The following is a 22,614-nucleotide window of genomic DNA, read 5'->3' on the forward strand; positions in this document are numbered from 1 at the left end:
AGGGGCTCATCATGTATCGCGCAGCCAAGTTCTGGGACCGGACGGCCGAGAAATATGCGGCCATGCCGGTGCGCAACCCCGAAGCCTACGCGGCGTTGCTGGACATGGTACGCGGCTATCTGAACCCCAAATATGCGGTTCTGGAGCTTGGCTGCGGCACCGGATCGACGGCGATTGTGCTGGCGCCCGACGTGGCACGGTTCGTTGCGACCGATGTGTCCGAGGCGATGCTCGACAAGGGGCGAGAGAAAGCGCGCGATCAGGGGATCGGCACCGTTGAATTTGTGCATGCCGATGCCGCCGACGCTCCGCCGGGGCCGTTTGACGTGGTGCTTGCATTCAACCTTTTACACCTGATCGAAGACCGCGACGCCGCAATGGCCGAGATCGCTTCGCGGCTCCGGCCCGGTGGGCTGTTCATCTCCAAGACGTTCTGTATGCCCGAGCGCCGCAATCTGATCTGGTTCTTGATCAAGACGGCGTTGCCGGTTCTGCAAGCCGTGGGGCGCGCCCCTTATTTTGGCAAGCTCTCGCCTGACGAACTGGAGGCGCTCATCACCAGCGCAGGGTTCACCATCGTTGATACACAGAGGGCTGCGGGCAAAGATCCGCGGCGCACGATTGTGGCTCGTCGCGACGGGTGATTGGCCTTCTCCCTGATCTGCGCTAGGCCTTGGGCAAACAGCAAGGAGAAGACCCATGGGATTGAACGTGTACCTGTCCGGCGAAATTCACACCGACTGGCGCGACCAGATCATCGACGCGTGCGACGGTCTGGATGTGAGCTTTGACAGCCCCGTCACCGATCACGCCGCCAGCGACGATTGCGGTGTCGAGATTTTGGGCGCGGAAGACAACAAATACTGGCACGACCACAAGGGCGCGATGATCAACGCGATCCGCACCCGCAAGGGGATTGCCGACGCCGATGTTGTCGTGGTGCGGTTTGGTGAAAAGTACAAGCAATGGAATGCCGCGTTCGATGCCGGCTATGCCAGCGCATTGGGCAAGTCTCTGATCATCTTGCAACAACCCGAGCATGACCATCCGCTGAAGGAGGTCGATGCCGCCGCGCTCGCCGTCACGCGCACGCCGCAAGAGGTGGCGCAGATCCTGCGCTATGTTCTGACCGGCACCTTGCCGTCCTAACTCTGCCTTGAAATCCTGAATCTGGAATGCCGCATTGCCGCGGCGATGTTTCGCGAATCTCGCGTCCGCGGTCATCACGGGCGTGACAAATGCGGACATGGTGTTAACAAATTGAGACCACCAGACAAAACTCTGGGGTCAGTAAAATCGAGGGACACCATTATGATTCAGGAATTCAAGGACTTCATCGCCAAGGGCAATGTGATGGACATGGCCGTCGGCATCATTATCGGCGCGGCGTTTACTGCGATTGTGACATCTCTGGTTGGCGATCTCATCAATCCGGTCATCGCGCTGTTCACCGGCGGAATCGATTTTTCCGGTTGGTTTTACACGCTGGACGGCGGCGATTACACGTCGTTGGAGGCGGCGCAGGAAGCCGGAGCCGCGGTGTTCGCAATCGGCAGTTTCGTCATGGCGGTGATCAATTTCCTGATCATCGCATTTGTGGTGTTCATGTTGGTCAAGATGGTCAATCGGGTCAAGGAAGCCGCTGAAAAGCCCGATGATGTCGCACCAGAGGTCGACACTGGACCAAGCGAACTGGATGTCTTGCTTGAAATCCGCGACGCGGTGAAAGGCGGCGCGAAACTGTAACGTCAGTCTGCAATTTTCGCATGGCGGGCGAATTCGCGCGCCATGCGCTGTTGGCCACATTGCAATTTGCCACGCCGACTGACAGCGTCGCGCCATGAAGAGACCGGTCAAACCGTATTCCCTGAAAGCCACTGTCGCCATCGGCTTGCTCGTGGCAACGGCCTTTACACTCCTGTCGCTGTTTTTCCTCTTCCTGCAGGCACAAGGCACCTATGACCGCTTGACCGGCGAGATTGTCGAGCTTGTCGGTAACAGGCTCGAACTTCAGAACGCGCGCGGTGCCGTCACGGTGATGACGATCCCGCCGCACACCGAAGTGCACGGCTTGAAAACCGACGAGGCGCTTGTTGAAGGTCAGCACATCATGACCCGAGGCAGGTTTGCCGATGACGGTACTTTTGTGGTTGACCGCCTTCGCGTGCTTCGGGATTTCACACCGAAATGAGCGCTGAACCCATTCAACCCGGTGGCCGCAGAGCGAAATACCTGAAAGTGGCTGCGGTGATTTCGGTGTATCTCGCCATCTCGATCACGCTCGCCAGCGTCCCGGCGGAGGCGTTGATTGATGCGCTCGGAAGCAGCAACGCCTTCCTGCTGATGTTCGTTCTGGGCATGATCGGCGGCTTTACCACATTCACCGGAATTCCCTACCATCTCGTCCTGATGAGCCTTGCGGCCGGCGGGCTCAACCCGATTGGCCTTGGAGTGTGTACGGCTCTTGGCGTGATGCTTGGCGACAGCACGATGTACCTGATCGGGTCCAGGGTCAAAGCCAGCCTGTCGCCGCGTCTCTTGGCAACGATCGCCCGTTTGGCCGAGCAAGTGCTGCGCCATCCCAAACTTGTTGCCCCGGCGCTTGTCGCATATGGGGCGGTTTCGCCGTTTTCCAACGACTTCGTCGTCGCATCACTTAGCGTGGCCGGCTACAGTTATTGGCGCACGATCATTCCCCTCGCCATGGGCAACATCCTTTACAACGTCGCGCTCGCCTATCTTGGCCTCTATGCCTATGACGCGATCATCGGCTGGTTCTGACGGCCCCTGAGCCTAAGCGTTCACCACATCTTCTGGCGCGACACTTTCGAGTCCTAGCGCTTCGCCAACGGCGGCATAGGTCAGTTGTCCGGCGTGAACGTTCAATCCCTTCATCAGGTGCGGATCGTCCGCGCAGGCTCTTTTCCAGCCTTTGTCGGCGATCGCCAGCATATGCGGCATCGTCGCATTGCCAAGCGCGATCGTCGACGTGCGCGCGACGGCGCCGGGCATGTTGGCAACGCAGTAATGCACGATGCCATCGACCTCATAGATCGGATCCTGATGCGTTGTGGCTTTGGACGTCTCGAAGCAGCCGCCCTGATCGATTGCGACGTCCACAAGAACGGAGCCGGGTTTCATCAGCGAAAGCTGGTCGCGGCTGACCAGTTTCGGAGCCGCGGCGCCAGGGATCAGCACCGCGCCGATCACCATGTCCATGCGCGGCAACAATTCGATCACGGCACCCTTGTCGGAATACTGCGTCGTCAGGCGGCCCATGAAGACATCGTCCAAATAGGACAGGCGCGGGACCGAGCGGTCGAGCACGGTGACATTCGCGCCCATTCCAACCGCGACCCGCGCCGCCGCAGCGCCGACGACACCGCCGCCGATAATGGCGATATTGGCGGGTCGCACGCCAGGCACTCCGCCAAGCAGGACACCGCTGCCGCCATTGGCTTTCTGCAAGGCCCATGCTCCGCTTTGAGGTGCCAGGCGGCCTGCGACTTCGGACATCGGCGCCAACAGCGGCAAGCCGCCGGATTTGTCGGTGACGGTTTCATAGGCGATGCAGGTCGCTTTAGACGCCAGCAGATCCTTCGTCTGCTCGGGATCGGGGGCGAGGTGAAGATAGGCGAACAGCACTTGCCCTTCGCGCAGCATCTTGCGCTCGCTCGACTGCGGTTCCTTGACCTTGACGATCATCTCTGCGCTGGCGAACACCTCTTCCGCGCTGTCAAGGATCACGGCACCCGCATCGCGGTAAGCGTCATCGTCAAACCCAGACCCGACACCGGCTCCACTCTGCACCACAATCTCGTGGCCGCGCGCGATCGCTTCCTGCGCGGCGTTGGGCGTGATGCCGACGCGAAATTCCTGTGGCTTGATTTCCGTGGGGCAACCGATTTTCATAAACTCTCCTCCAATTTTCGTTCGCAGACCGGACGCCTTTGCATCAGGGTAAACTCGTCTGGATTTATGCAACAGCCCGAGGCATCTTGCGAAGATTCTTTGTAAAAAAGCGATGGAAGCAGTTTTCGAACGATGCTGCCCGATGACACAGACCGGCGTATCCAGCGCGCGCTGCAACGCAAGGGCAGGGTGACGAACGCGCATCTGGCCGAGGTGGTGAACCTCTCGGCGTCGGCCTGTCACCGTCGGGTGCAACGGCTTGAAGCGTATGGCGTCATTCAGGATTAGGTCGCTTTGTTGAACGTGCGCAAGCTCGGTATGCCCTCAACCGTGTTTGTCGACCCGCGTCACCGGTTTCGAGACCTGATTTGAACGTTTGCACAACATCCGTTAGGGTCACGCCTTCATCGGAGAACCCGCGCCTGTCGCGGCCTTCAACATACGTATCCATATTCGGAGTATTCATGACTCAGGTCAAAACTGGCGATATCGTCTCAATTCATTACACCGGCACACTGGCCGATGGCGCAACCTTCGATAGCTCGGACGGGCGCGATCCGCTTGAATTCACGGTCGGCGCGGGCCAGATCATTCCCGGCCTCGACCAAGCGATCCCCGGCATGACCGTCGGCGACAAGAAGACGGTCGAGGTCGCTGCGGATCAAGCGTATGGCCAGCCCGATCCCAACGCGCGCCAGGCGGTGCCGCGGTCCGAGATCCCGGCCGACATCCCGCTCGAGCCGGGAACCCAGCTTCAGATGCAGACGCCGAATGGTCAAACCGTTCCTGTCATGGTGGCGGATGTGAACGAGACCGAAGTCACGCTTGACGCCAATCATCCGTTGGCTGGCAAGGATCTGACCCTCGACATCGAACTGGTCGAGATCAAGGCGGCTTGATTTAACGTCGGATCGGCAGGACCGATCCCACGGGCGAGGGGCTCTGCCCCTCGCGCACCCCGAGGTATTTCTGAACCGAAGAAGCTGGCGGAGTGTCTCTGAAAGGACTCAGAGGCGCGGTGCTACCGGGTGCCGGCGAACTTCTCCTGCCAGCCCTCGCGCTCTTCGTCGGTGATCTTGCGGAACGTCACGTCCGGCACCGTAAAGGCGTGCCCGGCGGGTAGGGCTTTGAGCGCGGTGGCGGCATTTTCAGGCCATTGCGCGTCGTCGCTTTGCATCGCGGTCAATAGCTGTGCCGAGGCGTCGGGGATGAAGGGGCCGGAGATCGCGGCGTAGAAGCGGATCAGGTTGAGGGCAGTGCGGATTTGCATCGCGGCGGTTTCGGGGTCGTCCTTGAAAGTGGCCCAGGGCGCGGCCTCTTGCAGGTATTCGTTTCCCATGACCCAGAGCCCGCGCAGGGCGTTGGCGGACTTGCGAATGTCGATGCCGTCCATGTGGGTTTGATACTCGGCCAGCCCTGCGTCGAGCGACGCGATGAGAGCGCTTTCGCGATCCCCCGGTGTGCCACCTTCCGGAACCACTTCGCCGAACTTCGAGCGGCAGAACTTGGTCACGCGCGAGGCGAAATTGCCCAGCACGTCGGCCAGATCCTTGTTCACCGAACTTTGGAAATTTTCCCAGGTGAATTCGGCATCCGAGCTTTCCGGCGCATGGCTGAGCAGCCACCAGCGCCAGTAATCGGCCGGCAGGATCTCGAGCGCCTGATCCATGAAGACGCCGCGGCCCTGCGAGGTTGAAAACTGGCCGCCGTCGTAATTGAGGTAGTTGAACGACTTGATGTAATCCACAAGCTTCCACGGTTCGTCCGAGCCGAGAATCGTGGCCGGGAACGACAGCGTGTGGAACGGCACATTGTCCTTGCCCATGAACTGCGTGTAACGCACGTCATCCGCGCCCTTGTCAGTGCGCCACCAGCGTTGCCAGTCGGCATCGGTCTTGCCGTTCGCTTCGGCCCATTCGCCCGCGCAGGCGATGTATTCAATCGGCGCGTCGAACCAGACGTAGAAGACCTTGCCTTCCATGCCCGGCCAGTCTTCGGTGCCCTTTTTGACCGGGATGCCCCAATCGAGATCGCGGGTGATGCCGCGGTCCTGCAACCCGTCGCCATCGTTGAGCCATTTCTTCGCAATCGACGTGGTGAGGATCGGCCAATCGGTCTTGGAATCGATCCACTCCTGAAGTTTGCCGCGCATGTCGGACTGGCGCAGGTAAAGATGCTTGGTTTCACGCACTTCCAGATCAGTCGAGCCGGAAATGGCGCTGCGCGGATCGATCAGGTCGGTCGGGTCAAGCTGCTTGGTGCAGTTCTCGCATTGATCGCCGCGGGCCTTGTCGTAGCCGCAATTGGGGCAGGTGCCCTCGATGTAGCGGTCCGGCAGGAAACGTTTGTCGGCATGGGAATAGACCTGCTTTTCGCTCACTTCGCGGATCAGGTTCTGATCTGCCAGACGACCTGCGAAATGCTGGGTCAGCCGATGGTTCTGGGGGCTGGAAGACCGGCCGAAATGATCGAAGCTCAGGCGGAAGCCCTGAGCGATCTCGGACTGAATGGCGTGCATTTCGCGGCAGTATTCGGCCACCGGTTTTCCGGCCTTGGCGGCCGCCAGTTCAGCCGGGGTGCCATGTTCGTCGGTGGCGCAGAGGAACATCACTTCGTTGCCGCGCGCGCGCTGGTAGCGGGCATAGAGATCGGCGGGAAGCTGGCTGCCAACCAGATTGCCGAGGTGTTTGATCCCGTTGATATAGGGGATCGCCGAAGTGATGAGGTGTCGTGCCATGCGCAGATATCCGCCTTCTGAAGCTCTTGGGCCGCTTTAGCGGATCAATGCACCAAGGGCCAGAGCGTCAGTCCTTTTCACGGCTGGATCGCATCAGGCGTCCGATGAGGAACGACGTCCGCGGTGCATAAACATAATTCGTTTTCGCAGCGGCGGGCCGGGCGCGCATCCGGATCACGCCGAAGACGACAAGCCCCGCATGTCCCACGGCAACCATCGAAAACAACGCGGGCGGGCCGTATAGGCTCATCAGGACCGATGCCAGATAGGGCGCGGCGATGGCCCCGCAGGCGAACCAGAACATCAGAGCGGCCGACAACTCGACCCGTTCATCGCTGCTGGCGAAGTCATGCGCGTGGGCCGATGAGACGGAGTAGATCGGAAAGGTCGTGAGACCGAAGATCGCCGCCATGAGCATCACCCCGGTCGTCGACAGCTCTGTCAGAGTGGCGGTGGCGAGTGACGATCCGATGGCGGCAACCGACAGCCAGATCAGGACGAGACGGCGGTCGAACTTGTCGGCGAGCCATCCAACCGGGTATTGCGCGAGGGCGCCGCCGGCCACGAACGCCGCGAGGAACAGCGCGATCTGGTCAAGCGCCAGCCCCACGCCCTGGCCGTAGACCGGCCCCACCATCCGGAACGAGGCCGACGACAGGGCCGCGACGACGGCTCCGGCGGCGGCCAGCGGTGATCGGTGGACCGCCAGCATCGGGCGCAGGCGCGGCATATCCGGAGTGGCCGGTTGGCGGCGGGTTGTGAGCGCCATTGGCAACAGGGCGGCGCAGCAGAGCAGCGCGAGCAGGTTGTAGCTGACATATGCCGCCGGTGTCAGCACGCCAATCAGAAGCTGCGCGGCCAGCGAGGCGCCCATGTCGGCGATGCGGTAAATCCCCATCGTGCGCCCGCGCGTCTCGTTCGTGACCTCCGCGTTCAGCCAGGCTTCGATAACGGTATAGCATCCGGCCACGCAAACGCCGGTCGCGATGCGCATGATCGCCCATGCGTAAGGGTCGATCACGATCATATGCGACAGCAGGCCGATGGCTCCGAGCGCGGTGAAGGCCGAAAAGGCTCTCGCGTGACCGACCGACCCCATCAGGCGCGGTGACCACCAGCAGCCGATGAAAAATCCGACGAAATGCGCCGATCCCAACATGCCGATCTGGGCGGTGGAGAAGCCCAGCGTGATTCCCGATATGGCGTCGAGCGGGCCGACACCTCCCGAGGACAGTTGCAGCAGAATGACGGACAGAAAGAGGGCGGCGAAGGAGAGGGGCAGGCGCATGATACCAGCGATAGCGCATCCCGCCTCGTCCGGGTGCCATTATTCGACGTCAGGTGTCGTTTCCGGGTGGGGTTTGGGGAATTTCGGACGAAATTCCTGTTTGGGGGAGAATTTTCGTAGAAAATTCTGGGCGCGGGGCGCAGGGTTCGAGGCCGGTGCGCGCGGGGTGCATCAGCCATTGGCGGGGCGGATCCATGCGGGCGCGCAAGCGGTCGAGGATCCAGCGGTCGGGGCCCAGATGATGCGCCGGTTCAAGCGACCAGCGGGTTTCGATCCCCGGTGCGCCGCCCTGTCCCGGCGTGAGCAAGAGCGCCAACGGGCGGCATAGACCAGCATTGCATCCCGCTTCGGCCGCCAGATGGAGACGGCGGACCGGAACCAAGGCCGGCGGTGCGGGCAGTTCGCCGATCACCACCGGAGCCTGACCGTCGCGCAGAGCCTCTTCCATTGCCCAAAGCGCCATGTCGCTTTTGGTGGCCTTGACGAAAAGCATGTCACCCGGCTCCAGCCGTTCCGCGATCGCGTCGGCGCACAAGGTTTCCGCTGTGGTGACGGTGGTGATCCAGACCACCGGCGTGTCAGTCTGCGCTGCAACAGCCAGAGCAAGTGTGCGTCGTGCAGAACCACAAAGTTCGTGAACGCGCCCCAGTCTGAGCGCGATTTCAGCACTGCCCAACGTGATCTGGGGATGAGGGCGATGGGGGCGCCGGGACAGGAGGGCTGCTGCTGTTTGCATGACGGCAAGTATAAATGTTCATACTTTGTTCTCAAGAGATTCGTCCGCTCTGACTCGCGACCACTTGCCTCTTACCGATGCCGTTGGTCTGTTGTACCCAGTTGACTGGTTATGACTTGGGATTTGACACCTATGTTCCCGCTTTTGCGCGCGGCTTTGGTGGCGCTTTGCGTCGCAGCGCCGGTTCACGCAGACGAGATCACCGTCTTCGCAGCCGCGTCGCTGGGCGATGCGCTGGGCGAAGCGTCCGAGATGTGGATGGATGAGACCGGCCATCATGTGACACTGGCACTGGCCGGAAGCTCCACCTTGGCGCGCCAGATCGATGCCGGAGCGCCGGCAGATGTCTTTCTATCGGCCAACGCCGATTGGATGACATGGCTTGTCGAACACGACCGGGTGTTGCCCGACACGCGACGCGATATCGCGTCCAACCGGTTGGTGCTGATCGCGCATGATGGCGCTGCGCGGTCAGAGGCTGAAATGTCGTCGGACACCGACGTGCTTGGTCTGCTCGGCCAAGAGGGACGCTTGGCGATTGCACTTCCCGAAGCCGTCCCCGCAGGAATATATGCCAAAGCCGCGCTGTCGGGTCTGGGGTTGTGGGCCGGGCTGGAGCAGCGTCTGGCCCCAACCGACAATGTCCGCGCGGCGCTGGCCCTGGTTGCTCTGGGCGAGGCTCCGGCGGGCGTGGTATACGCCACCGATGCCAAAGCCGAAACGAAGGTTCATGTGGCCGGGGTCTTTCCGGAGGGCAGCCATCCGCCGATCCGCTACCCTGCGGCAGTTGTGACGGGCAGCCCGCACACCGAAGTTGCAGCAGCGTTTCTGGATTGGTTGGAGACGGGTGCAGCGCAGAAGATTTTGGCCGCGCATGGATTTATGCCGCCGCTGGAGTCCGAATGACACACTGGTTGGGACCAGAGGAATGGCAAGCCGTGGTGTTGTCGCTCAAGGTGTCGTTTTGGGCAACGATCCTGAGCCTGCCGCTTGGGCTGCTCTGCGCTCTGGCCCTTGCACGGGGCCGGTTTTTTGGACGCGATGTGCTCAACTGGCTGGTGCACCTGCCATTGGTGCTGCCCCCGGTCGTGACCGGATACCTCTTGTTGTTGAGCTTTGGGCGTCGCGGCCCCGTGGGCGCGTTTCTGCATGATGTGTTCGGGATCACGCTGGCCTTCCGCTGGACGGGTGCGGCGCTCGCGGCGTCGATCATGGCGTTTCCGCTGATGGTGCGCGCCATGCGTCTGGCGATCGAGGCGGTCGACCCGCGGCTGGAAGAGGCGGCCGCGACGCTGGGAGCAAGCCGGGTGCGGGTGTTCACCACGGTGACCTTACCGCTCGTCTTGCCCGGTGTGATCGCAGGCGCGGTGCTGGCGTTTGCCAAGGCGATGGGAGAGTTCGGTGCCACCATCACCTTCGTGTCCAACATTCCCGGCGAGACACGCACGGTGCCGTCGGCGATTTACGCGTTTTTGCAGGTGCCGGGCGGCGAAGCGTCGGCGTTGCGGCTGGTGGCGGTGGCGGTCACCATTGCGATTGCGGCGCTGATCCTGTCGGAATGGCTGTCCCGGCGGGTGGCCAAGCGGATCTCGGGTGCATGACGCTTTCGGTCAATATCCAGCGCACTCTGGGCGGGTTCGATCTGACCACTGCGTTTGATGCGCCCGACGGCGTGACGGTCCTGTTCGGGCGTTCTGGCAGCGGCAAGACCTCTATCGTCAAATCCATCGCCGGATTGCTGACGCCACAGGGCGGGCGGGTCGCGCTCGGGGATAGGGTGCTGTTTGATTCAGCGGCGCGGGTGAATTTGCCGGTGCACAAGCGGCGCTTTGGGTATGTTTTCCAGGACAGCCGGTTGTTTCCGCATCTGAGCGTGCGGGAAAACCTGTGCTACGCCGCGCGCGTCAGCGGGCGCGGCGCGCGGCAACCGGGTGGTGTGGCCGAGCTTCTGGGTATCGGGCACCTGCTGGACCGTCGCACGCACGCGCTTTCGGGGGGCGAGGCGCAGCGGGTGGCGATCGGGCGCGCATTGTTGTCAGAGCCGGACATGCTGCTGATGGACGAGCCGTTGGCATCCCTGGATGGTCCGCGCAAAGCCGAGATTTTTCCCTATCTCGAAGGATTGCGGCGCGAGACCGGGCTTTCCATCCTGTACGTCACGCACAACATGGCCGAAGTGGCCCGCTTGGCCACGCATATCGTCTTGATCGAAAACGGGCAGGTGGTGCGATCGGGCACCCCCGAAGCCTTGTTGACCGATCCCGACATGGTGCGCGTGCTGGGGATCCGCGATGCCGGCGCGGTGCTTTCGGCAACGGTCATGGCGCATCACAGCGATGGCCTGAGCGAATTGCGCGTCTCGGCGGGCACGCTTGTCTTGCCGTCGGTGGACGCGCCCGAAGGTGCGCAACTCCGCGTGCGTATTCTGGCGCATGATGTGATCCTGTCTCGGACCCGGCCAGAGGGTCTTTCGGCGCTGAACATTCTGCCGGTGCGTGTTCTGGCCCTGCGACGGGGGGAGGGGCCGGGTGTGATCGTTCAGCTCGAGGCGGGCGAAGATCGGTTGCTGGCACGCATCACCCGGCGCAGTGCCGATGCGATGGGCATTGCCGAGGGTGCAACCTGCTTTGCGGTGATGAAATCGGTCGCGGTGTCGCGAACCGATATCGCGGTGGGCTTGCAGAGCGGCGGCTAACCGCTAGGTTGCGCCGAACTGAACAACGGGGAACGCGCGATGAAGATGAACCGGCTTGGCAAGACCGACCTGATGATTTCCGAGCTGGGGCTTGGCACCATGACCTTTGGCAACCAGACGTCAGAGGCGGATGCGCATACCCAGATCGAGATGGCGGCGGATGCCGGGGTTACCTTCATGGACGCGGCGGAAATGTATCCGACGGCACCCGTGCGCAAGGAAACGATTGGCCGAACCGAAGAAATCCTTGGCAACTGGTTTGCCGCCTCGGGGCGGCGCAACGACTGGGTCGTGGCGACGAAACATTCGGGCGCCGGAATGGAACACACTCGAAACGGCGCACCGATCACGTCCGAAAGCGTGCCGGACGCCGTGGAAGGATCATTGAGGCGGCTCAAGATCGACCATATCGACCTCTACCAACTGCACTGGCCCAATCGCGGATCGTACTGTTTCCGCCAGAACTGGACATATGATCCATCGGGCCAGGATCGCACATCGACCCTTCAGAACATGGCTGATGTGCTCGGCGCGCTGGGCCGGGAGGTTGAGAAGGGGCGTATTCGCCACATCGGACTGTCCAACGAAACCACCTGGGGCACGGCGAAGTGGCTGCAAGTGGCCGACGCGATGGCGGGGCCGCGCATGGAAAGCATTCAGAACGAGTACTCATTGATGTGCCGGATGGCCGATACGGATCTGGCTGAACTGATGGTCAATGAAGAGGTGTCCTTGCTGCCATTCTCTCCTTTGGCGGCGGGATTGCTGACTGGAAAGTACCAGAACGGTGCGGTGCCGGAGGGGTCGCGCATGTCGATAAACGCCGAACTCGGCGGTCGAAAGACAGATCGTGCGTTCGAAGCGGTGGACGCTTACGCGAAAGTTGCCGATGAAGCTGGGCTTGATCTGGCGGTGATGGCGCTGGCGTGGACGGCGCAGCGCCCCTATGTGGCATCTTCGATCTTCGGAGCAACGACGATCGAGCAGTTGAAGCACCAGCTTAAGGCGGTGGACGTCAAGCTGAGCGACGATGTTCTGGCGGCGCTGGATGCCACGCACAAACAGCACCCGATGCCCTATTGATGCAGCACTGGCTTGGCTGGGCACGAACCCGATAGACATCGTCGCCCGCCTGACGGCATAGAGACGGCATGGAATTATGGATCGCCGCCGCCGCTGCCGCCGCGCTGTTTCAGACGGCGCGCTTCATGCTGCAAAAAGTGCTCAGCATCGGCGTGTTGAGCACGACAGGCTCGACCTATGCGCGTTTTGCCTATGGGGCTCCGGCGGTTTTTCTGGTCGCGGTCGCGTATCTCTGGACGCAAAGCGCATCGGTTCCGGTGCTGAACGCGTCTTTTTGGCTGTTTGCATGGATCGGCGCGCTGGCGCAGATCCTCGCCACGGTGTGCGTGGTTGCGCTATTCCGGCAAAGGAATTTTGCCGTCGGGATCACGTTTAAGAAAACCGAAGTGATCCTGACGGCCATTGTTGGTGTGCTGTTGTTCGGGGAACATGTCACTCTGGCGGGCTGGGGGGCGATCCTGATCGGCCTGGTCGGGGTGATGCTCTTGTCGCGCACACCGGGGTTGCAGCAAGGGTTTTGGACAAGCCTGACCAGCAGAGCAACGGCGCTTGGTCTGGGATCGGGGCTGCTGTTCGCGTTTTCGGCGACCACATATCGCGCGGCGTCGTTGCAGATCGCCAGTGAAGACGCCTTCCTGCGTGCGGCGGTGACTCTCGCCTGCGTCACCGGCTCGCAGTTCTTCGCAATGGCCGCGTGGTTGCGCGTTCGAGAGCCGGGGCAGCTGACAGCGGTCTGGCGCGCGCGGCGGGTGGCGGTCTGGGTTGGCCTGACTTCGATGGCCGGATCGCTGTGCTGGTTCACCGCATTCACATTGCAAACCGCGGCCTATGTAAAGGCGGTGGGGCAGATCGAGCTGATCTTTTCGATGTTGGCGTCGGTGCTCTTTTTCAAGGAAACCATCACGGCCAGGGAGTTGACGGGAATCGGATTTCTGTCCCTGTCGATCCTGACATTCGTTCTCGTGATCTAATCCGGCAGCGGCTTGCCGTAGAGACGCATGAAGAGGCTTTCCTCGTCATCATTGCGAAAGAACGGCACCGAGGCTGGCGGGTTGGGGTCTGCGGCGCGGGCGGCGACCTCGGCCAGGACAACTTCGGTAATGAATGGCAGATCGAAACCGCGCACGGCTTCGAGGTCGATCCATTGCAAATGCGACAGCTCATCCGACGCGGCTGAGAAATCATCCGGATCGGTGGCAAGGTCGTCGGCATCAAGCAGGAAGAACCGCGCATCGAACCGGCGCGGCCGGCCCGGCGGTGTGATCGCGCGGAACACGAATTGCATCGGCGCCGCGTTGGGCAAATGCCCGCTCTTGGCAAAATCGCGCCAGTTCTGTGGTGGCGCATCGGACCAAGTGCCGGGTTTGCCGAGGATCAGCCCGGTTTCTTCCCACAATTCGCGTATCGCAGCAGCCGCCAAGGCAGGGGCCCGATCAACCGGAGCGTCATCGATCAACCGGTTGAGGCACAGGGGTGACAGGGGCGTGGCGAAGGGAACAAGGGAATCCTCGACATCAACCGCGCCGCCGGGAAAGACGAACTTGTTCGGCATGAACGCGGCCTTCTGACCACGTTGTCCCATCAGCACGCTGGGCTGGCGGTTGCGGTCGCGCAAAACGATCACCGAGGCGGCATCGCGCAGCGCAGTTTTATCGATCTTGGGTGTGTCGCTCACGGCGGTCCCATCCTCTTGGCAAAAGGTCAGGATGCGCTGGTGCCGAAGCCGTGCATGTACCTTGACCATTGGAAGGCAACGATTGCGCCTTTAATTCGCGGCAAAAGATAGAGTGTCAGACCGACGCAGCCAAGCGCGAAGACGCCAAACAACACCAAGGGGTGCGGACGGAATGTGACAAACACGATATGCAGCAGCGGAGCCATCAGGTGCCCGACGATCAGGATCGTCAGATACGCAGGACCGTCATCGGCGCGATGATGGTGATAATCCTGGTGGCAAACGATACAAGCGTCGCGAACCTTGAGGAACCCGCGCAAAAGCGGGCCTTCACCGCAACTCGGGCATCGGTTGCGCCAGCCCTTGCGCATTGCGGGCCAGGTGGGTCGGTCGTCCATGGTTGTCAAATCTGGTGTCATGCATTGCTCCCGGCTGCACAGATGGCGTTTGAATCATGGTTTGAACAGTCTTCACCCTGTCCTTGCGTCCGGATGTCGCAAATCACGGCTTCGTTACAGCGATATCGCATTTCTCGCGACGGAACCTCGGCGCGGCTTCGTGGAACGTAGTGGATCGCAACTTGAGAATACTCTGGTTTGCGATGCCACACTGGCAAGACCGGCGCGACGCCGGTCATCGAAAGGACAAAAGATGAAGACGAGCACACAGATTTCAGCGGTTTTGGTCGCGGCGCTTATGGCAACCGGAGCGGCGACAACCGTTTCCGCGCAGAGCGCAAGCACCCGTGATGACCGGCGTGCGGAGATGTTTCAGCAGATGGATGCCGACGGCGATGGCAGCATCAGCGCGGAAGAGTTTGCCGCCAACGGCGACCGGTTCTCTCGCGCCGATACCGATGGCGATGGTATGCTGACGGTCGAGGAGATTGTCGCTGGGTCGCAGGATCGCGCCAAACGTATGGCGGAACAGATGATCGAGCGGATGGACACCGACGGCGATGGCGCGTTGTCGCAAGACGAGATCGAGGCGCGCGGCAATCCCGATCGCATGTTCGACCGGATGGATTCCAATAACGATGACATGATCAGCAAGGACGAGTTTGCGGATGCCCGAATGGGGGACCGTGATGGTCGTGGTCACGGAAAAGGACATGGCAAAGGCCGTTACAGCCGCTAGTCTGTGACCGGGCGCGCGCAGTGCCAAAGTGTTGCGCGCACCCGATGAAGTGATCCTGACCACGCGCGACCATTCGGTGACATGACCCAAAGCCCGTCTGACCCCGCCGCCGAGGCGGCGCTGCTCAAAGCGTATGCCGCAGGTGACACTGCGGCAGCGCGGGCTTTGGCGACGCGGTACACGCCGCTGGTCTATGCACATGCCGTCCGAATGCTGAACGACCGTGCCGAGGCCGAGGATGTGGCGCAAGAGGCACTGTTGCGCCTGTGGCGGCACGCGCCGGGTTGGGACAGCGATGGCGGCGCGTCGGTGCGCACATGGCTCTATCGTGTGACGGCGAACCTGTGCATCGACCGATTGCGCAAGACCCGGCCCGACGGCTTGCCGTCCGAGCTGGAGATCGTCGACAAACGCCCCGGCGTCGCGACGCATTTGCAGAACCAGGAGCGACGCTCGGCATTGGACGAGGCATTGATGCAGCTGCCCGACCGCCAGCGTCAGGCCGTGGTGCTGCGCCATATAGATGGTCTGGGAAATGGCGAAATTGCCCGGATCATGGACATAGGACCACGCGCGGTGGAAAGTCTGACCGCGCGCGGAAAACGGAGCCTGGCCACGATATTGGGCGGCCAACGCAAGGAATTGGGGTACAGCGATGACACAGTCGAAACCTACTGACGACGCCCTCCTGGATGCAGCTTTCACGCAGGCGCGACACCATCCACCCGCTGTGCCGGACGGGCTGATGGCGCGTGTGACGGAGGATGCGGTGGCGCACATTCCTGACGCGCCCCGCAAGGTGCCCTTGTGGCGGCAGGTCATCGGCACGTTGGGTGGGTGGCCGGCGATGGCGGGCCTTGGTGTAACGGCCTGTGTCGGCATCTGGGTCGGGGGCACGGTTTCTGACGATGTTTTAATGGGCTACGGCGTAGATGAAAGCATTGCATTCGAGATCGGTGACGGTATCGGGGCGTTCGATTTACTTTTGTTGGACAGTTGACATGAGCGGCACAGAAAAATTCCGTGAAACGCCCCGCTGGATGCGGTTCGCGTTGATCGTATCGCTTGCGTTCAACCTATTGATCGTGGGGATCGTGGTCGGGTTCTTCGTGACGGATGGGCCGGACCGGCGGAGCAATCACAGGACTTCGGACATGGGATCGGTCTACACCCGCGCGCTCGATGACGCGGATCGGCGGGCGCTTCGACAGGAGTTCATGTCGGGCCTCTCAGGTCAGGATCGCGGTCGCACTGCGTTTATCGCTGACATGCAGGCCACATTGGAGACGCTGCGTGCATCTCCCTTCGACCAAAGCAGGTTCATCGAGGCGATGGCGGAGCAATCCGGTCGTCGTGCAGAACGCGATAAGGTTGGCCGGACTGTTCTGGCACATCGCATCGCCGCGATGAGCGAGGATGAGCGCGCCGCCTATGCTGACCGCGTCGCCAAAGCGCTGGAGGCGCTGACAAAGCGCGTGCGCCGCTAGATTCTAGCCCGTGAGCTGGGTCAGGGAGTATGGATGCCCCGCCGCGCTTGCGTTGAAATCGGCCGCATTGGCCATCTCGATGCGGTTCCGGCCCTCCCGCTTGGCGCGGTAAAGAGCGCTGTCGGCCGCCCGCCTCAGATCCTTGGTGGATTTACGCTCCGACCGCGCGGTCAGCGCCACTCCGATGCTGACGGTTGCACGCACATGGGGCCCGTTTTCTAGTCCGGACGGGTGATCGGCCACGGCCTGGAGCAGCCGTTCGCCGATACACCGCGCCTGACCCGGTCCTACGCCCGGCAGGACAATCAGGAATTCCTCACCGCCGTAGCGGGCAAGCGTATCGCCCTCTCGCAAGCTGGATTTCAACACTGACGCGATATGTGACAGAATGAAATCGCCGGCCTCGTGGCCATGGTTGTCGTTGATCTTCTTGAAGTGATCGACATCCGCAATCAGGATCGCCAGCGCCTTGGGATGCTCTGCGAGGGTCCGGTCGGTCTTTTGCAGGTATTCATCCGCAAAAGCGCGGTTTTTCAGGCCGGTCAAAATGTCGGTATAGGCTTTCTCGCCCAGTTCGACCAAAGTCTTGCGGTCACGGTCTTCGTCCTGTTTCAGCCGTGCAAGACGCTTGATCCGGAGCGCCAGTTCGGCACTCGATACGGTGTCGGGCACCTGATCATGCGCGCCAAGATCAAGAGGCGAGGCGGCGCCGGGGTCGTCGTCGGCAACGAAGAGAATCCGGCTGTGACGACTGTTGCTGTGGGAGCGTAACGCACCAAGCAAATCGCGCGCCTCGAGCGGTTGACCTCCTTGGTAGAGAACAAAGACATCCGTGTCCGGATCGGGATGACGCCGGACGGATTGCACATCATCCAGTCGCGCGACGAAGCCGTTGTCGGACTGCAGCGCTGCCGCCATTTTGGCGCAGTGGTCACCCGAACCTGCGGAAATAAAGGTGGCTACGGTCCTTTGCGCAAATCCCGTTGCCGCTTCAGCGAAGCCGCGAGCGTGATCGACGGACGCGTGCTTGCGCGTTTCTTCCGAACTTTGCCGGGTGCGCATCACATTGCGCAGACGCGCGCGCAGTTCCGAGGGCTCTGCTGTGTATTCAATCAGATCATGCGCGCCTGCAATGAGCGCGCTCACACGGGCGGAGTGGTTTTCACACGGTACGGCGACGATGATGGTGGTCAACTGGGTTTGCGTTTGCGCGCGCAGTGTCCTGCAGAACTGCCGAAGCTTCAGCCCCGGTAAATCATGTGCGATGATGACCACGCCCGGTGCACGTTGCCTGATCTGTGCCATCCCGCCCGTCGGTGTTTCTGCCAGGGCGACATCGTCACACGCGACCTTGACCTGCGCACTCAGTTGGATGCGGCGGTTGGTTTGGGCGTCGATGATAAGGACATGGCCGGACACTTGGGCTGGCTCCGATTCGGGGCAGGCATTAAGACTTTGCTCACCAATTCTTTGCCGGTATTGGTTAAAAAAGAATGAGGGAAATACTTAAAAATGTTGCTTTCGCAGGACGCGGTCGAGCAGGTGGCGCTGAAAGCCATCGTCTGGCTGGCGGGAAATGACGATCTATTGCCGGTGTTCATGGGCGCGACCGGAGTTGGTGAGGAGGCGTTCCGCGACGGCCTGAGCGACCCGGAGTTTCAGGCCTCTGTGCTGGATTTCATCATGATGGACGATGCGTGGGTGGTCGCGTTCTGTGACACCGAAGCAATGCCCTATGACCGCTTGATGCAGGCGCGCGCAGCACTGCCCGGCGGTGCGCAGGTGCATTGGACGTGACCCGCAGCACTCCACCGGATATCGGCGCGATCCTGTTTGACAAGGACGGGACGCTGTTTGATTTCGCCGCCACCTGGACTGTGTGGGCAACCCGCCTGCTGGCACGGTTGGCAGAGGATGACGAGGCACGCGCGAGGGCGATGGGGCGCAAGATCGGGTTCGACGTAACGACCGCGCAGTTCGCGGCGGACAGCATCGCGATTGCAGGAACGCCGAACCAGATCGTGAGCGCGCTCATGACGGAATTGCCGGCAATGTCCACGGACGACCTCTTGCAGATCGTCAACCATGAAGCCTCAAACGCTCCGATGGTCGAGGCGGTGCCCCTTCTCCCCTTGCTTGACCGGTTGACCGCCAACGGTTTGCAGCTTGGCGTTGCAACCAACGATTGCGAAGGACCGGCACTTGCCCATCTCGATTCGGCCGGAGTGCGACACAAATTCAGTTTCATTGCCGGGTCAGACAGCGGATTTGGCGGCAAGCCTCAGTCCGGTCAAATGGAGGCGTTTTGTCGTGCCGTGAATGTGCCTCCGGCCCGCGCGGTCATGGTCGGGGACAGCACGCATGATCTCGTGGCCGGGCGCAACGGGGGGCTGTGGACGGTGGCCGTTCTGACAGGAATAGCGCGCCACGGCGAACTGGCCCGGTGGGCCGACGTGGTTCTGCCGGATATCGGCCATCTGCCAGAATGGCTCGGGCTGGATCGGCAATCGCAGGCATAGGCTCGTCTGCGTTAAAACCTAAAATTATAGATATTCGCGAGATGTTAAGTTCATCATGCGAGGCTGTGTTCTGGTTTTGGGGCGCAGATGATGCATGGATTGATATTTCGCACGATCGAGGCGTTTGTGACGGAGAGTTTCGGCGCAGATGCGTGGACGCGCGCGTTGAATCAGGCAGATGTCGAGATCGCGTCATTTGAAGCGATGTTTCACTATGAAGACGCCTATCTGCCCAAGGTACTGCGCGGCTGCTCCGAAGCTCTGGACAGGCCGACATCCACGATCCTCGAAGACATCGGCCTGTACCTGATAACCCGCCAGAACCATGCGTCGATCAGGCGATTGCTCCGGTTTGGAGGGCAAACCTTCCCGGAGCTTTTGCGCTCGCTGGACGACCTGCCGGGGCGAACGCGCTTGGCAATCCCGGGGCTTGATTTACCACGTGTGTCCGTGACCGAAAGAAAACCGCACGAGTTTCTGATCCGCTGCGAGGGCGGTCCGGATGGCTTTGCGCATGTGCTGGTCGGGCTGCTGCGCGCGATGGCGGATGATTACGGGACGTTAGCGACGCTCGATCATCACGGTACGCAATACGGAGCGGATGTGATCGAGGCGACGGTATTTGATACCTGCTTCGCTGAAGATCGCGGCTTCTCGTTAGCCGACATGCCCTTGCAGAGGTCTTTATGATCTCGGCGTTCGATCTGTTGGCGAACCTTCGACCACTGCATGTGTGCGTCGACGAACATGGGCTCATCACCCAAGTCGGTCGATGCCTGGCCAAAATTGCCCGCGACCCGCTGGTGTCGCAAAACTTTTCAGATGCGTTCGGATATATTCAGCCTTCTACAGCGTCAGATAGTGCAACGCTTCTGAAACTCGCCGGTCAGACCTTGCGACTTCGGTTGCGAAGTGATCCCGAGATTCCGATGCGAGGGCTGATTTTGGCAGATGGTGGTGGCGGAGTCATCCTTGATTTGTCCTTTGGTATCGCGGTGGTCGATGCCGTCCGGAAATTCGATCTCACGGCGCAGGACTTTGCGGCCAGCGATCTTGCGGTGGAGCTCTTGTTTCTGCACGAGGCGAAATCGAGCGCGATGGTTGCCTCGTTCAGTTTGAATGCGCGGCTGAACGGAGCAAAGTTGCTGGCGGAAAACGAGGCGCTGACCGACGGCTTGACGGGTTTGCGAAACCGTCGCGCGCTTGATTCCGGGATGGAGAGGCTGGGGCAATCCAACACGGAGTTTGCGGTCCTGCATCTGGACCTTGATCATTTCAAACAGGTCAATGACACGCTGGGTCACGCTGTTGGCGATGCGGTGCTGAAGCATGTTGCCAGAGTTTTGCGACGGCACACGCGGCAGGACGATCTTGTGGTTCGTGCCGGAGGCGACGAGTTTCTTATCGTCTCGCCAGGTCTGACCGACCACTCTCGCCTTCGTAGGCTGGCCGAGCTGCTTGTAGATGACATAGGCAAACCCATCAGCGGCCACGACGCCAAGGCGCGGATCAGCGCAAGCATCGGAATTGCTCTTGGACTGCGCGGCAGAGAGCGCACACCCGTGAACGTGATAGAGCGGGCAGACGTGGCGCTTTATGTCGCGAAGCGATCGGGCAGGGGATGCCACGTGTTCTGGCACCCGGATCATGGCCAGAGCCTCTCCAAACTGAGCGACTCACGCGACGCGGCGCAAGACCAAGGTCACTTGCGCGCCTTGCATCCACCGGACGGGTCGCGCACTCTGCCGGAATGATGATGATTTTACGCCTCGCAGTCCTGTGTAGCCTGTTGTTTCCAGCCGCCTTTGTGCCGGTCGCACTGGCGCAAAGTGCCGATCAGCCCAACAGTACGATCGCGGTTGACGACAGCGCCGAGACAGACGCGGCCATGGCGCAAAGGATACGGGGCATTCTGCGCCAACTTGACGGGTTCGAGGATGTTTCGGTCACGGTGAGTTCCGGCATTGTCACGCTGCAAGGTACGGCGATCGACAGCGCGGCGGTCAATCGCCTCAACGAATTGATCGGACGTGTTGAGGGCGTCGTGACGATCGAAAACAAAGTGCAGGAAACAACCGATGTCGCGCGCCGGCTCGATCCTGCGATTGAACGGTTTCGGTCACGGAGTGAGCAGGTCATCAATTACCTGCCTCTTGCAGGAATCGCGCTGGCGGCTTTTGCGGTGGTCGTGTTCGCCGGTTTTGCCATTGCGCGCCTCAAGCGTCCGTGGGCACGGATCGCACCGAACGCGTTCATTGCCGACATCTACCGCCAGATCATACGCGTCGCTTTCGTGATCGCCGCATTGGTCATTGCGCTGGATATCTTGGGCGCAACAGCGCTCTTATCCACCATTCTGGGCGCCGCGGGCATCATCGGACTCGCCATCGGTTTTGCCGTGCGCGATACGGTTGAAAATTTCATTGCGTCGATCATGCTGTCGATCCGCCAACCCTTTCGCCCCAACGACATGGTCGAAATCGAAGGCGATGTTGGCAAGGTCATACGGCTGACCAGCCGCGCCACGATCCTGCTGAGCTTTGATGGCAATCAAATCCGGATTCCGAATGCCACCGTCTTCAAGAGCAGGATCGTCAATTACACGCGCAACGATGAAAGACGCTTCGTGATCGACCTCGGTGTCTCCTACGAGTCCGACCTGGTTCGGGCTCAGGACCTGGCTTTGCAGACCGTCTCGGCCTTGCCGTTTGTGATTGACGATCCCGCGCCTGCCGTGTGGATCGAGGAAATGGGTGACAGCGCGGTGATCATCCATGTCGCGGGGTGGATTCGACAGCATGAAACCAGCTTCCTCAAGGCCCGGAGCGAGGCCTGGCGCTTGTGTATCGCAGCCTACGATCACGCCGGAATTGTCATGCCCGAGACGACGCTGCGCATTGTCGGTGTCGGAGAGTCCGATGCCGGCAGTCCCGAGCACACTGATAAACCACAGGCGCCCCACAAGCCCGCCCCGAAATCCGACGCTGACGCCATTGCTGCCGCGACAGCCACTGTTGGTGATGTCAGGGCGGAAATGGACAAGGAGCTCGACCGCATCGTGGCGTCCGAACGGGCCGAAAAACAAGACGACGACCTGCTCCATAAGAATGCACCGGAAGAGTAGACATTTTTCGATTTACAGGTCTTGATCCCGCTTCCGTAGCCAAGTAAGTAGCGCGGCACGGTTGGGGTGTAGCCAAGTGGTAAGGCAACTGTTTTTGGTACAGTGTACCGTAGGTTCGAATCCTACCACCCCAGCCAGTTCTTTCTGATCCAAGACCTGAAGACGCTCAATAGCGCAGGTCTCCGTCGAACGGTTGGAAATGCCCCAGTTTGGTGCCCCCG

At 61.1% G+C, this 22,614-nt stretch carries 27 protein-coding genes, 1 tRNA gene and 1 pseudogene; 22 read left to right on the forward strand and 7 right to left on the reverse strand.

Features of this window, described 5'->3' with window-relative positions:
* Positions 1 to 11: 11 nt before the first annotated feature.
* The 5 genes from ACGKZZ_RS04000 to ACGKZZ_RS04020 all read left to right on the forward strand — a co-directional run bounded on the left by ACGKZZ_RS04000 (position 12) and on the right by ACGKZZ_RS04020 (position 2,781).
* Positions 12 to 644 carry a class I SAM-dependent methyltransferase gene (locus ACGKZZ_RS04000; RefSeq protein ID WP_411222146.1) on the forward strand — a complete coding sequence of 211 codons (633 nt, stop codon included), beginning with the start codon at positions 12 to 14 and terminating at the stop codon, positions 642 to 644.
* A gap of 55 nt (positions 645 to 699) precedes the next feature.
* Complete coding sequence (locus tag ACGKZZ_RS04005; RefSeq protein WP_411222147.1) at positions 700 to 1,149, forward strand: YtoQ family protein; 450 nt, start codon at positions 700 to 702, stop codon at positions 1,147 to 1,149.
* Between the two features lie 162 nt (positions 1,150 to 1,311).
* A complete protein-coding gene (gene mscL / locus ACGKZZ_RS04010) occupies positions 1,312 to 1,746 on the forward strand; it encodes a large conductance mechanosensitive channel protein MscL (protein WP_411222148.1) in 435 nt (144 codons plus the stop codon).
* 94 nt (positions 1,747 to 1,840) lie between these two features.
* Positions 1,841 to 2,191 carry a hypothetical protein gene (locus tag ACGKZZ_RS04015; RefSeq protein ID WP_411222149.1) on the forward strand — a complete coding sequence of 117 codons (351 nt, stop codon included), beginning with the start codon at positions 1,841 to 1,843 and terminating at the stop codon, positions 2,189 to 2,191.
* Positions 2,188 to 2,781 (forward strand): VTT domain-containing protein, encoded by a 594-nt coding sequence (locus ACGKZZ_RS04020; RefSeq protein ID WP_411222150.1) that lies wholly within the window; start codon positions 2,188 to 2,190, stop codon positions 2,779 to 2,781. Before ACGKZZ_RS04015 ends, ACGKZZ_RS04020 begins: the two co-directional genes overlap by 4 nt.
* Positions 2,782 to 2,793: 12 nt before the next feature.
* Here ACGKZZ_RS04020 and ald read toward each other — a convergent pair whose 3' ends face one another.
* Positions 2,794 to 3,912, reverse strand: a complete 1,119-nt coding sequence (gene ald, locus ACGKZZ_RS04025; RefSeq protein ID WP_411222151.1) for an alanine dehydrogenase — start codon at positions 3,910 to 3,912, stop codon at positions 2,794 to 2,796.
* A 132-nt stretch (positions 3,913 to 4,044) separates the two neighbouring features.
* Between ald and ACGKZZ_RS04030 the strand changes: the two are divergent.
* A pseudogene (locus ACGKZZ_RS04030) lies at positions 4,045 to 4,197 on the forward strand (winged helix-turn-helix transcriptional regulator); the annotation flags it as partial.
* A 179-nt stretch (positions 4,198 to 4,376) separates the two neighbouring features.
* The gene (locus ACGKZZ_RS04035) at positions 4,377 to 4,811 is read left to right on the forward strand and encodes an FKBP-type peptidyl-prolyl cis-trans isomerase (RefSeq protein WP_411222152.1); all 435 of its coding nucleotides are present in this window, start codon (positions 4,377 to 4,379) and stop codon (positions 4,809 to 4,811) included.
* A 122-nt stretch (positions 4,812 to 4,933) separates the two neighbouring features.
* Here the strand turns inward: ACGKZZ_RS04035 and metG are convergent, their stop codons facing one another.
* The 3 genes from metG to ACGKZZ_RS04050 form a co-directional block, all read right to left on the reverse strand.
* Positions 4,934 to 6,649 carry a methionine--tRNA ligase gene (gene metG / locus ACGKZZ_RS04040; RefSeq protein WP_411222153.1) on the reverse strand — a complete coding sequence of 572 codons (1,716 nt, stop codon included), beginning with the start codon at positions 6,647 to 6,649 and terminating at the stop codon, positions 4,934 to 4,936.
* Positions 6,650 to 6,716: 67 nt separating this feature from the next.
* A complete protein-coding gene (locus tag ACGKZZ_RS04045) occupies positions 6,717 to 7,937 on the reverse strand; it encodes an MFS transporter (RefSeq protein ID WP_411222154.1) in 1,221 nt (406 codons plus the stop codon).
* A 49-nt stretch (positions 7,938 to 7,986) separates the two neighbouring features.
* Positions 7,987 to 8,673, reverse strand: coding sequence for an ImuA family protein (locus ACGKZZ_RS04050; RefSeq protein ID WP_411222155.1), 687 nt, complete (start codon positions 8,671 to 8,673; stop codon positions 7,987 to 7,989).
* Positions 8,674 to 8,805: 132 nt separating this feature from the next.
* On the opposite strand from ACGKZZ_RS04050, the gene modA reads away from it, so the two are divergent.
* The 5 genes from modA (at position 8,806) to ACGKZZ_RS04075 (ending at position 13,422) form a co-directional block, all read left to right on the forward strand.
* Positions 8,806 to 9,579 (forward strand): molybdate ABC transporter substrate-binding protein, encoded by a 774-nt coding sequence (gene modA, locus ACGKZZ_RS04055; protein WP_411222156.1) that lies wholly within the window; start codon positions 8,806 to 8,808, stop codon positions 9,577 to 9,579.
* A complete protein-coding gene (gene modB, locus ACGKZZ_RS04060) occupies positions 9,576 to 10,274 on the forward strand; it encodes a molybdate ABC transporter permease subunit (RefSeq protein ID WP_411222157.1) in 699 nt (232 codons plus the stop codon). The genes modA and modB overlap by 4 nt, the downstream gene beginning before the upstream one ends.
* Positions 10,271 to 11,368, forward strand: coding sequence for a molybdenum ABC transporter ATP-binding protein (modC, locus tag ACGKZZ_RS04065; RefSeq protein ID WP_411222158.1), 1,098 nt, complete (start codon positions 10,271 to 10,273; stop codon positions 11,366 to 11,368). The genes modB and modC overlap by 4 nt, the downstream gene beginning before the upstream one ends.
* A gap of 39 nt (positions 11,369 to 11,407) precedes the next feature.
* Entirely contained in the window at positions 11,408 to 12,451 is a 1,044-nt protein-coding gene (locus ACGKZZ_RS04070) for an aldo/keto reductase (RefSeq protein ID WP_411222159.1), read from the forward strand.
* A 68-nt stretch (positions 12,452 to 12,519) separates the two neighbouring features.
* Complete coding sequence (locus ACGKZZ_RS04075; RefSeq protein ID WP_411222160.1) at positions 12,520 to 13,422, forward strand: EamA family transporter; 903 nt, start codon at positions 12,520 to 12,522, stop codon at positions 13,420 to 13,422.
* Here the strand turns inward: ACGKZZ_RS04075 and ACGKZZ_RS04080 are convergent.
* Together ACGKZZ_RS04080 and ACGKZZ_RS04085 are read right to left on the reverse strand one after the other, a co-directional pair.
* Positions 13,419 to 14,126, reverse strand: a complete 708-nt coding sequence (locus tag ACGKZZ_RS04080) for an NUDIX hydrolase (RefSeq protein ID WP_411222161.1) — start codon at positions 14,124 to 14,126, stop codon at positions 13,419 to 13,421. The two genes, ACGKZZ_RS04075 and ACGKZZ_RS04080, sit on opposite strands and share 4 nt — an antisense overlap.
* A gap of 26 nt (positions 14,127 to 14,152) precedes the next feature.
* Entirely contained in the window at positions 14,153 to 14,545 is a 393-nt protein-coding gene (locus ACGKZZ_RS04085) for a DUF983 domain-containing protein (protein WP_411222162.1), read from the reverse strand.
* Positions 14,546 to 14,777: 232 nt separating this feature from the next.
* Between ACGKZZ_RS04085 and ACGKZZ_RS04090 the strand changes: the two genes are divergently transcribed.
* From ACGKZZ_RS04090 to ACGKZZ_RS04105, 4 genes are all read left to right on the forward strand, one after another.
* The gene (locus tag ACGKZZ_RS04090; RefSeq protein WP_411222163.1) at positions 14,778 to 15,263 is read left to right on the forward strand and encodes an EF-hand domain-containing protein; all 486 of its coding nucleotides are present in this window, start codon (positions 14,778 to 14,780) and stop codon (positions 15,261 to 15,263) included.
* Between the two features lie 81 nt (positions 15,264 to 15,344).
* A complete protein-coding gene (locus tag ACGKZZ_RS04095; RefSeq protein WP_411222165.1) occupies positions 15,345 to 15,941 on the forward strand; it encodes a sigma-70 family RNA polymerase sigma factor in 597 nt (198 codons plus the stop codon).
* Positions 15,919 to 16,263 carry a hypothetical protein gene (locus tag ACGKZZ_RS04100; protein WP_411222166.1) on the forward strand — a complete coding sequence of 115 codons (345 nt, stop codon included), beginning with the start codon at positions 15,919 to 15,921 and terminating at the stop codon, positions 16,261 to 16,263. Before ACGKZZ_RS04095 ends, ACGKZZ_RS04100 begins: the two co-directional genes overlap by 23 nt.
* 1 nt (position 16,264) lies before the next feature.
* Entirely contained in the window at positions 16,265 to 16,750 is a 486-nt protein-coding gene (locus ACGKZZ_RS04105; RefSeq protein WP_411222167.1) for a periplasmic heavy metal sensor, read from the forward strand.
* 3 nt (positions 16,751 to 16,753) lie between these two features.
* Here ACGKZZ_RS04105 and ACGKZZ_RS04110 read toward each other — a convergent pair whose 3' ends face one another.
* Complete coding sequence (locus ACGKZZ_RS04110; protein WP_411222168.1) at positions 16,754 to 18,169, reverse strand: diguanylate cyclase; 1,416 nt, start codon at positions 18,167 to 18,169, stop codon at positions 16,754 to 16,756.
* Positions 18,170 to 18,262: 93 nt separating this feature from the next.
* Here ACGKZZ_RS04110 and ACGKZZ_RS04115 point away from each other — a divergent pair, with 93 nt between their 5' ends.
* From ACGKZZ_RS04115 to ACGKZZ_RS04140, 6 genes are all read left to right on the forward strand, one after another.
* Positions 18,263 to 18,547, forward strand: a complete 285-nt coding sequence (locus ACGKZZ_RS04115; protein WP_411222170.1) for a DUF3572 domain-containing protein — start codon at positions 18,263 to 18,265, stop codon at positions 18,545 to 18,547.
* Positions 18,544 to 19,269, forward strand: coding sequence for an HAD family hydrolase (locus ACGKZZ_RS04120; RefSeq protein ID WP_411222171.1), 726 nt, complete (start codon positions 18,544 to 18,546; stop codon positions 19,267 to 19,269). Before ACGKZZ_RS04115 ends, ACGKZZ_RS04120 begins: the two co-directional genes overlap by 4 nt.
* An 87-nt stretch (positions 19,270 to 19,356) precedes the next feature.
* Positions 19,357 to 19,959 (forward strand): heme NO-binding domain-containing protein, encoded by a 603-nt coding sequence (locus tag ACGKZZ_RS04125; RefSeq protein WP_411222172.1) that lies wholly within the window; start codon positions 19,357 to 19,359, stop codon positions 19,957 to 19,959.
* 239 nt (positions 19,960 to 20,198) lie between these two features.
* Entirely contained in the window at positions 20,199 to 21,023 is an 825-nt protein-coding gene (locus ACGKZZ_RS04130) for a GGDEF domain-containing protein (RefSeq protein ID WP_411222173.1), read from the forward strand.
* Positions 21,020 to 22,393: a mechanosensitive ion channel domain-containing protein gene (locus ACGKZZ_RS04135; RefSeq protein ID WP_411222174.1), complete on the forward strand. Its 1,374-nt coding sequence runs from the start codon at positions 21,020 to 21,022 to the stop codon at positions 22,391 to 22,393. The genes ACGKZZ_RS04130 and ACGKZZ_RS04135 overlap by 4 nt, the downstream gene beginning before the upstream one ends.
* Positions 22,394 to 22,455: 62 nt before the next feature.
* Positions 22,456 to 22,530: transfer RNA gene (locus ACGKZZ_RS04140), tRNA-Gln, on the forward strand.
* Positions 22,531 to 22,614: the final 84 nt, after the last annotated feature.

This window comes from Marivita sp. S2033 (genome assembly GCF_046592965.1).
Taxonomy (GTDB): Bacteria; Pseudomonadota; Alphaproteobacteria; order Rhodobacterales; family Rhodobacteraceae; genus Marivita.

Coding starts and splice junctions, on each gene's coding strand:
- ACGKZZ_RS04085 (WP_411222162.1), bottom strand. CDS start 14,545: ATGACACCAGATTTGACAACCATGGACGACCGACCCACCTGGCCCGCA.
- ACGKZZ_RS04050 (WP_411222155.1), bottom strand. CDS start 8,673: ATGCAAACAGCAGCAGCCCTCCTGTCCCGGCGCCCCCATCGCCCTCAT.
- mscL (WP_411222148.1), top strand. CDS start 1,312: ATGATTCAGGAATTCAAGGACTTCATCGCCAAGGGCAATGTGATGGAC.
- ACGKZZ_RS04005 (WP_411222147.1), top strand. CDS start 700: ATGGGATTGAACGTGTACCTGTCCGGCGAAATTCACACCGACTGGCGC.
- ald (WP_411222151.1), bottom strand. CDS start 3,912: ATGAAAATCGGTTGCCCCACGGAAATCAAGCCACAGGAATTTCGCGTC.
- ACGKZZ_RS04100 (WP_411222166.1), top strand. CDS start 15,919: ATGACACAGTCGAAACCTACTGACGACGCCCTCCTGGATGCAGCTTTC.
- ACGKZZ_RS04070 (WP_411222159.1), top strand. CDS start 11,408: ATGAAGATGAACCGGCTTGGCAAGACCGACCTGATGATTTCCGAGCTG.
- ACGKZZ_RS04095 (WP_411222165.1), top strand. CDS start 15,345: ATGACCCAAAGCCCGTCTGACCCCGCCGCCGAGGCGGCGCTGCTCAAA.
- ACGKZZ_RS04000 (WP_411222146.1), top strand. CDS start 12: ATGTATCGCGCAGCCAAGTTCTGGGACCGGACGGCCGAGAAATATGCG.
- ACGKZZ_RS04090 (WP_411222163.1), top strand. CDS start 14,778: ATGAAGACGAGCACACAGATTTCAGCGGTTTTGGTCGCGGCGCTTATG.
- ACGKZZ_RS04045 (WP_411222154.1), bottom strand. CDS start 7,937: ATGCGCCTGCCCCTCTCCTTCGCCGCCCTCTTTCTGTCCGTCATTCTG.
- modC (WP_411222158.1), top strand. CDS start 10,271: ATGACGCTTTCGGTCAATATCCAGCGCACTCTGGGCGGGTTCGATCTG.
- metG (WP_411222153.1), bottom strand. CDS start 6,649: ATGGCACGACACCTCATCACTTCGGCGATCCCCTATATCAACGGGATC.
- ACGKZZ_RS04125 (WP_411222172.1), top strand. CDS start 19,357: ATGATGCATGGATTGATATTTCGCACGATCGAGGCGTTTGTGACGGAG.
- ACGKZZ_RS04115 (WP_411222170.1), top strand. CDS start 18,263: ATGTTGCTTTCGCAGGACGCGGTCGAGCAGGTGGCGCTGAAAGCCATC.
- ACGKZZ_RS04020 (WP_411222150.1), top strand. CDS start 2,188: ATGAGCGCTGAACCCATTCAACCCGGTGGCCGCAGAGCGAAATACCTG.
- ACGKZZ_RS04015 (WP_411222149.1), top strand. CDS start 1,841: ATGAAGAGACCGGTCAAACCGTATTCCCTGAAAGCCACTGTCGCCATC.
- ACGKZZ_RS04130 (WP_411222173.1), top strand. CDS start 20,199: ATGCGAGGGCTGATTTTGGCAGATGGTGGTGGCGGAGTCATCCTTGAT.
- ACGKZZ_RS04075 (WP_411222160.1), top strand. CDS start 12,520: ATGGAATTATGGATCGCCGCCGCCGCTGCCGCCGCGCTGTTTCAGACG.
- ACGKZZ_RS04105 (WP_411222167.1), top strand. CDS start 16,265: ATGAGCGGCACAGAAAAATTCCGTGAAACGCCCCGCTGGATGCGGTTC.
- modB (WP_411222157.1), top strand. CDS start 9,576: ATGACACACTGGTTGGGACCAGAGGAATGGCAAGCCGTGGTGTTGTCG.
- ACGKZZ_RS04135 (WP_411222174.1), top strand. CDS start 21,020: ATGATGATGATTTTACGCCTCGCAGTCCTGTGTAGCCTGTTGTTTCCA.
- modA (WP_411222156.1), top strand. CDS start 8,806: ATGTTCCCGCTTTTGCGCGCGGCTTTGGTGGCGCTTTGCGTCGCAGCG.
- ACGKZZ_RS04035 (WP_411222152.1), top strand. CDS start 4,377: ATGACTCAGGTCAAAACTGGCGATATCGTCTCAATTCATTACACCGGC.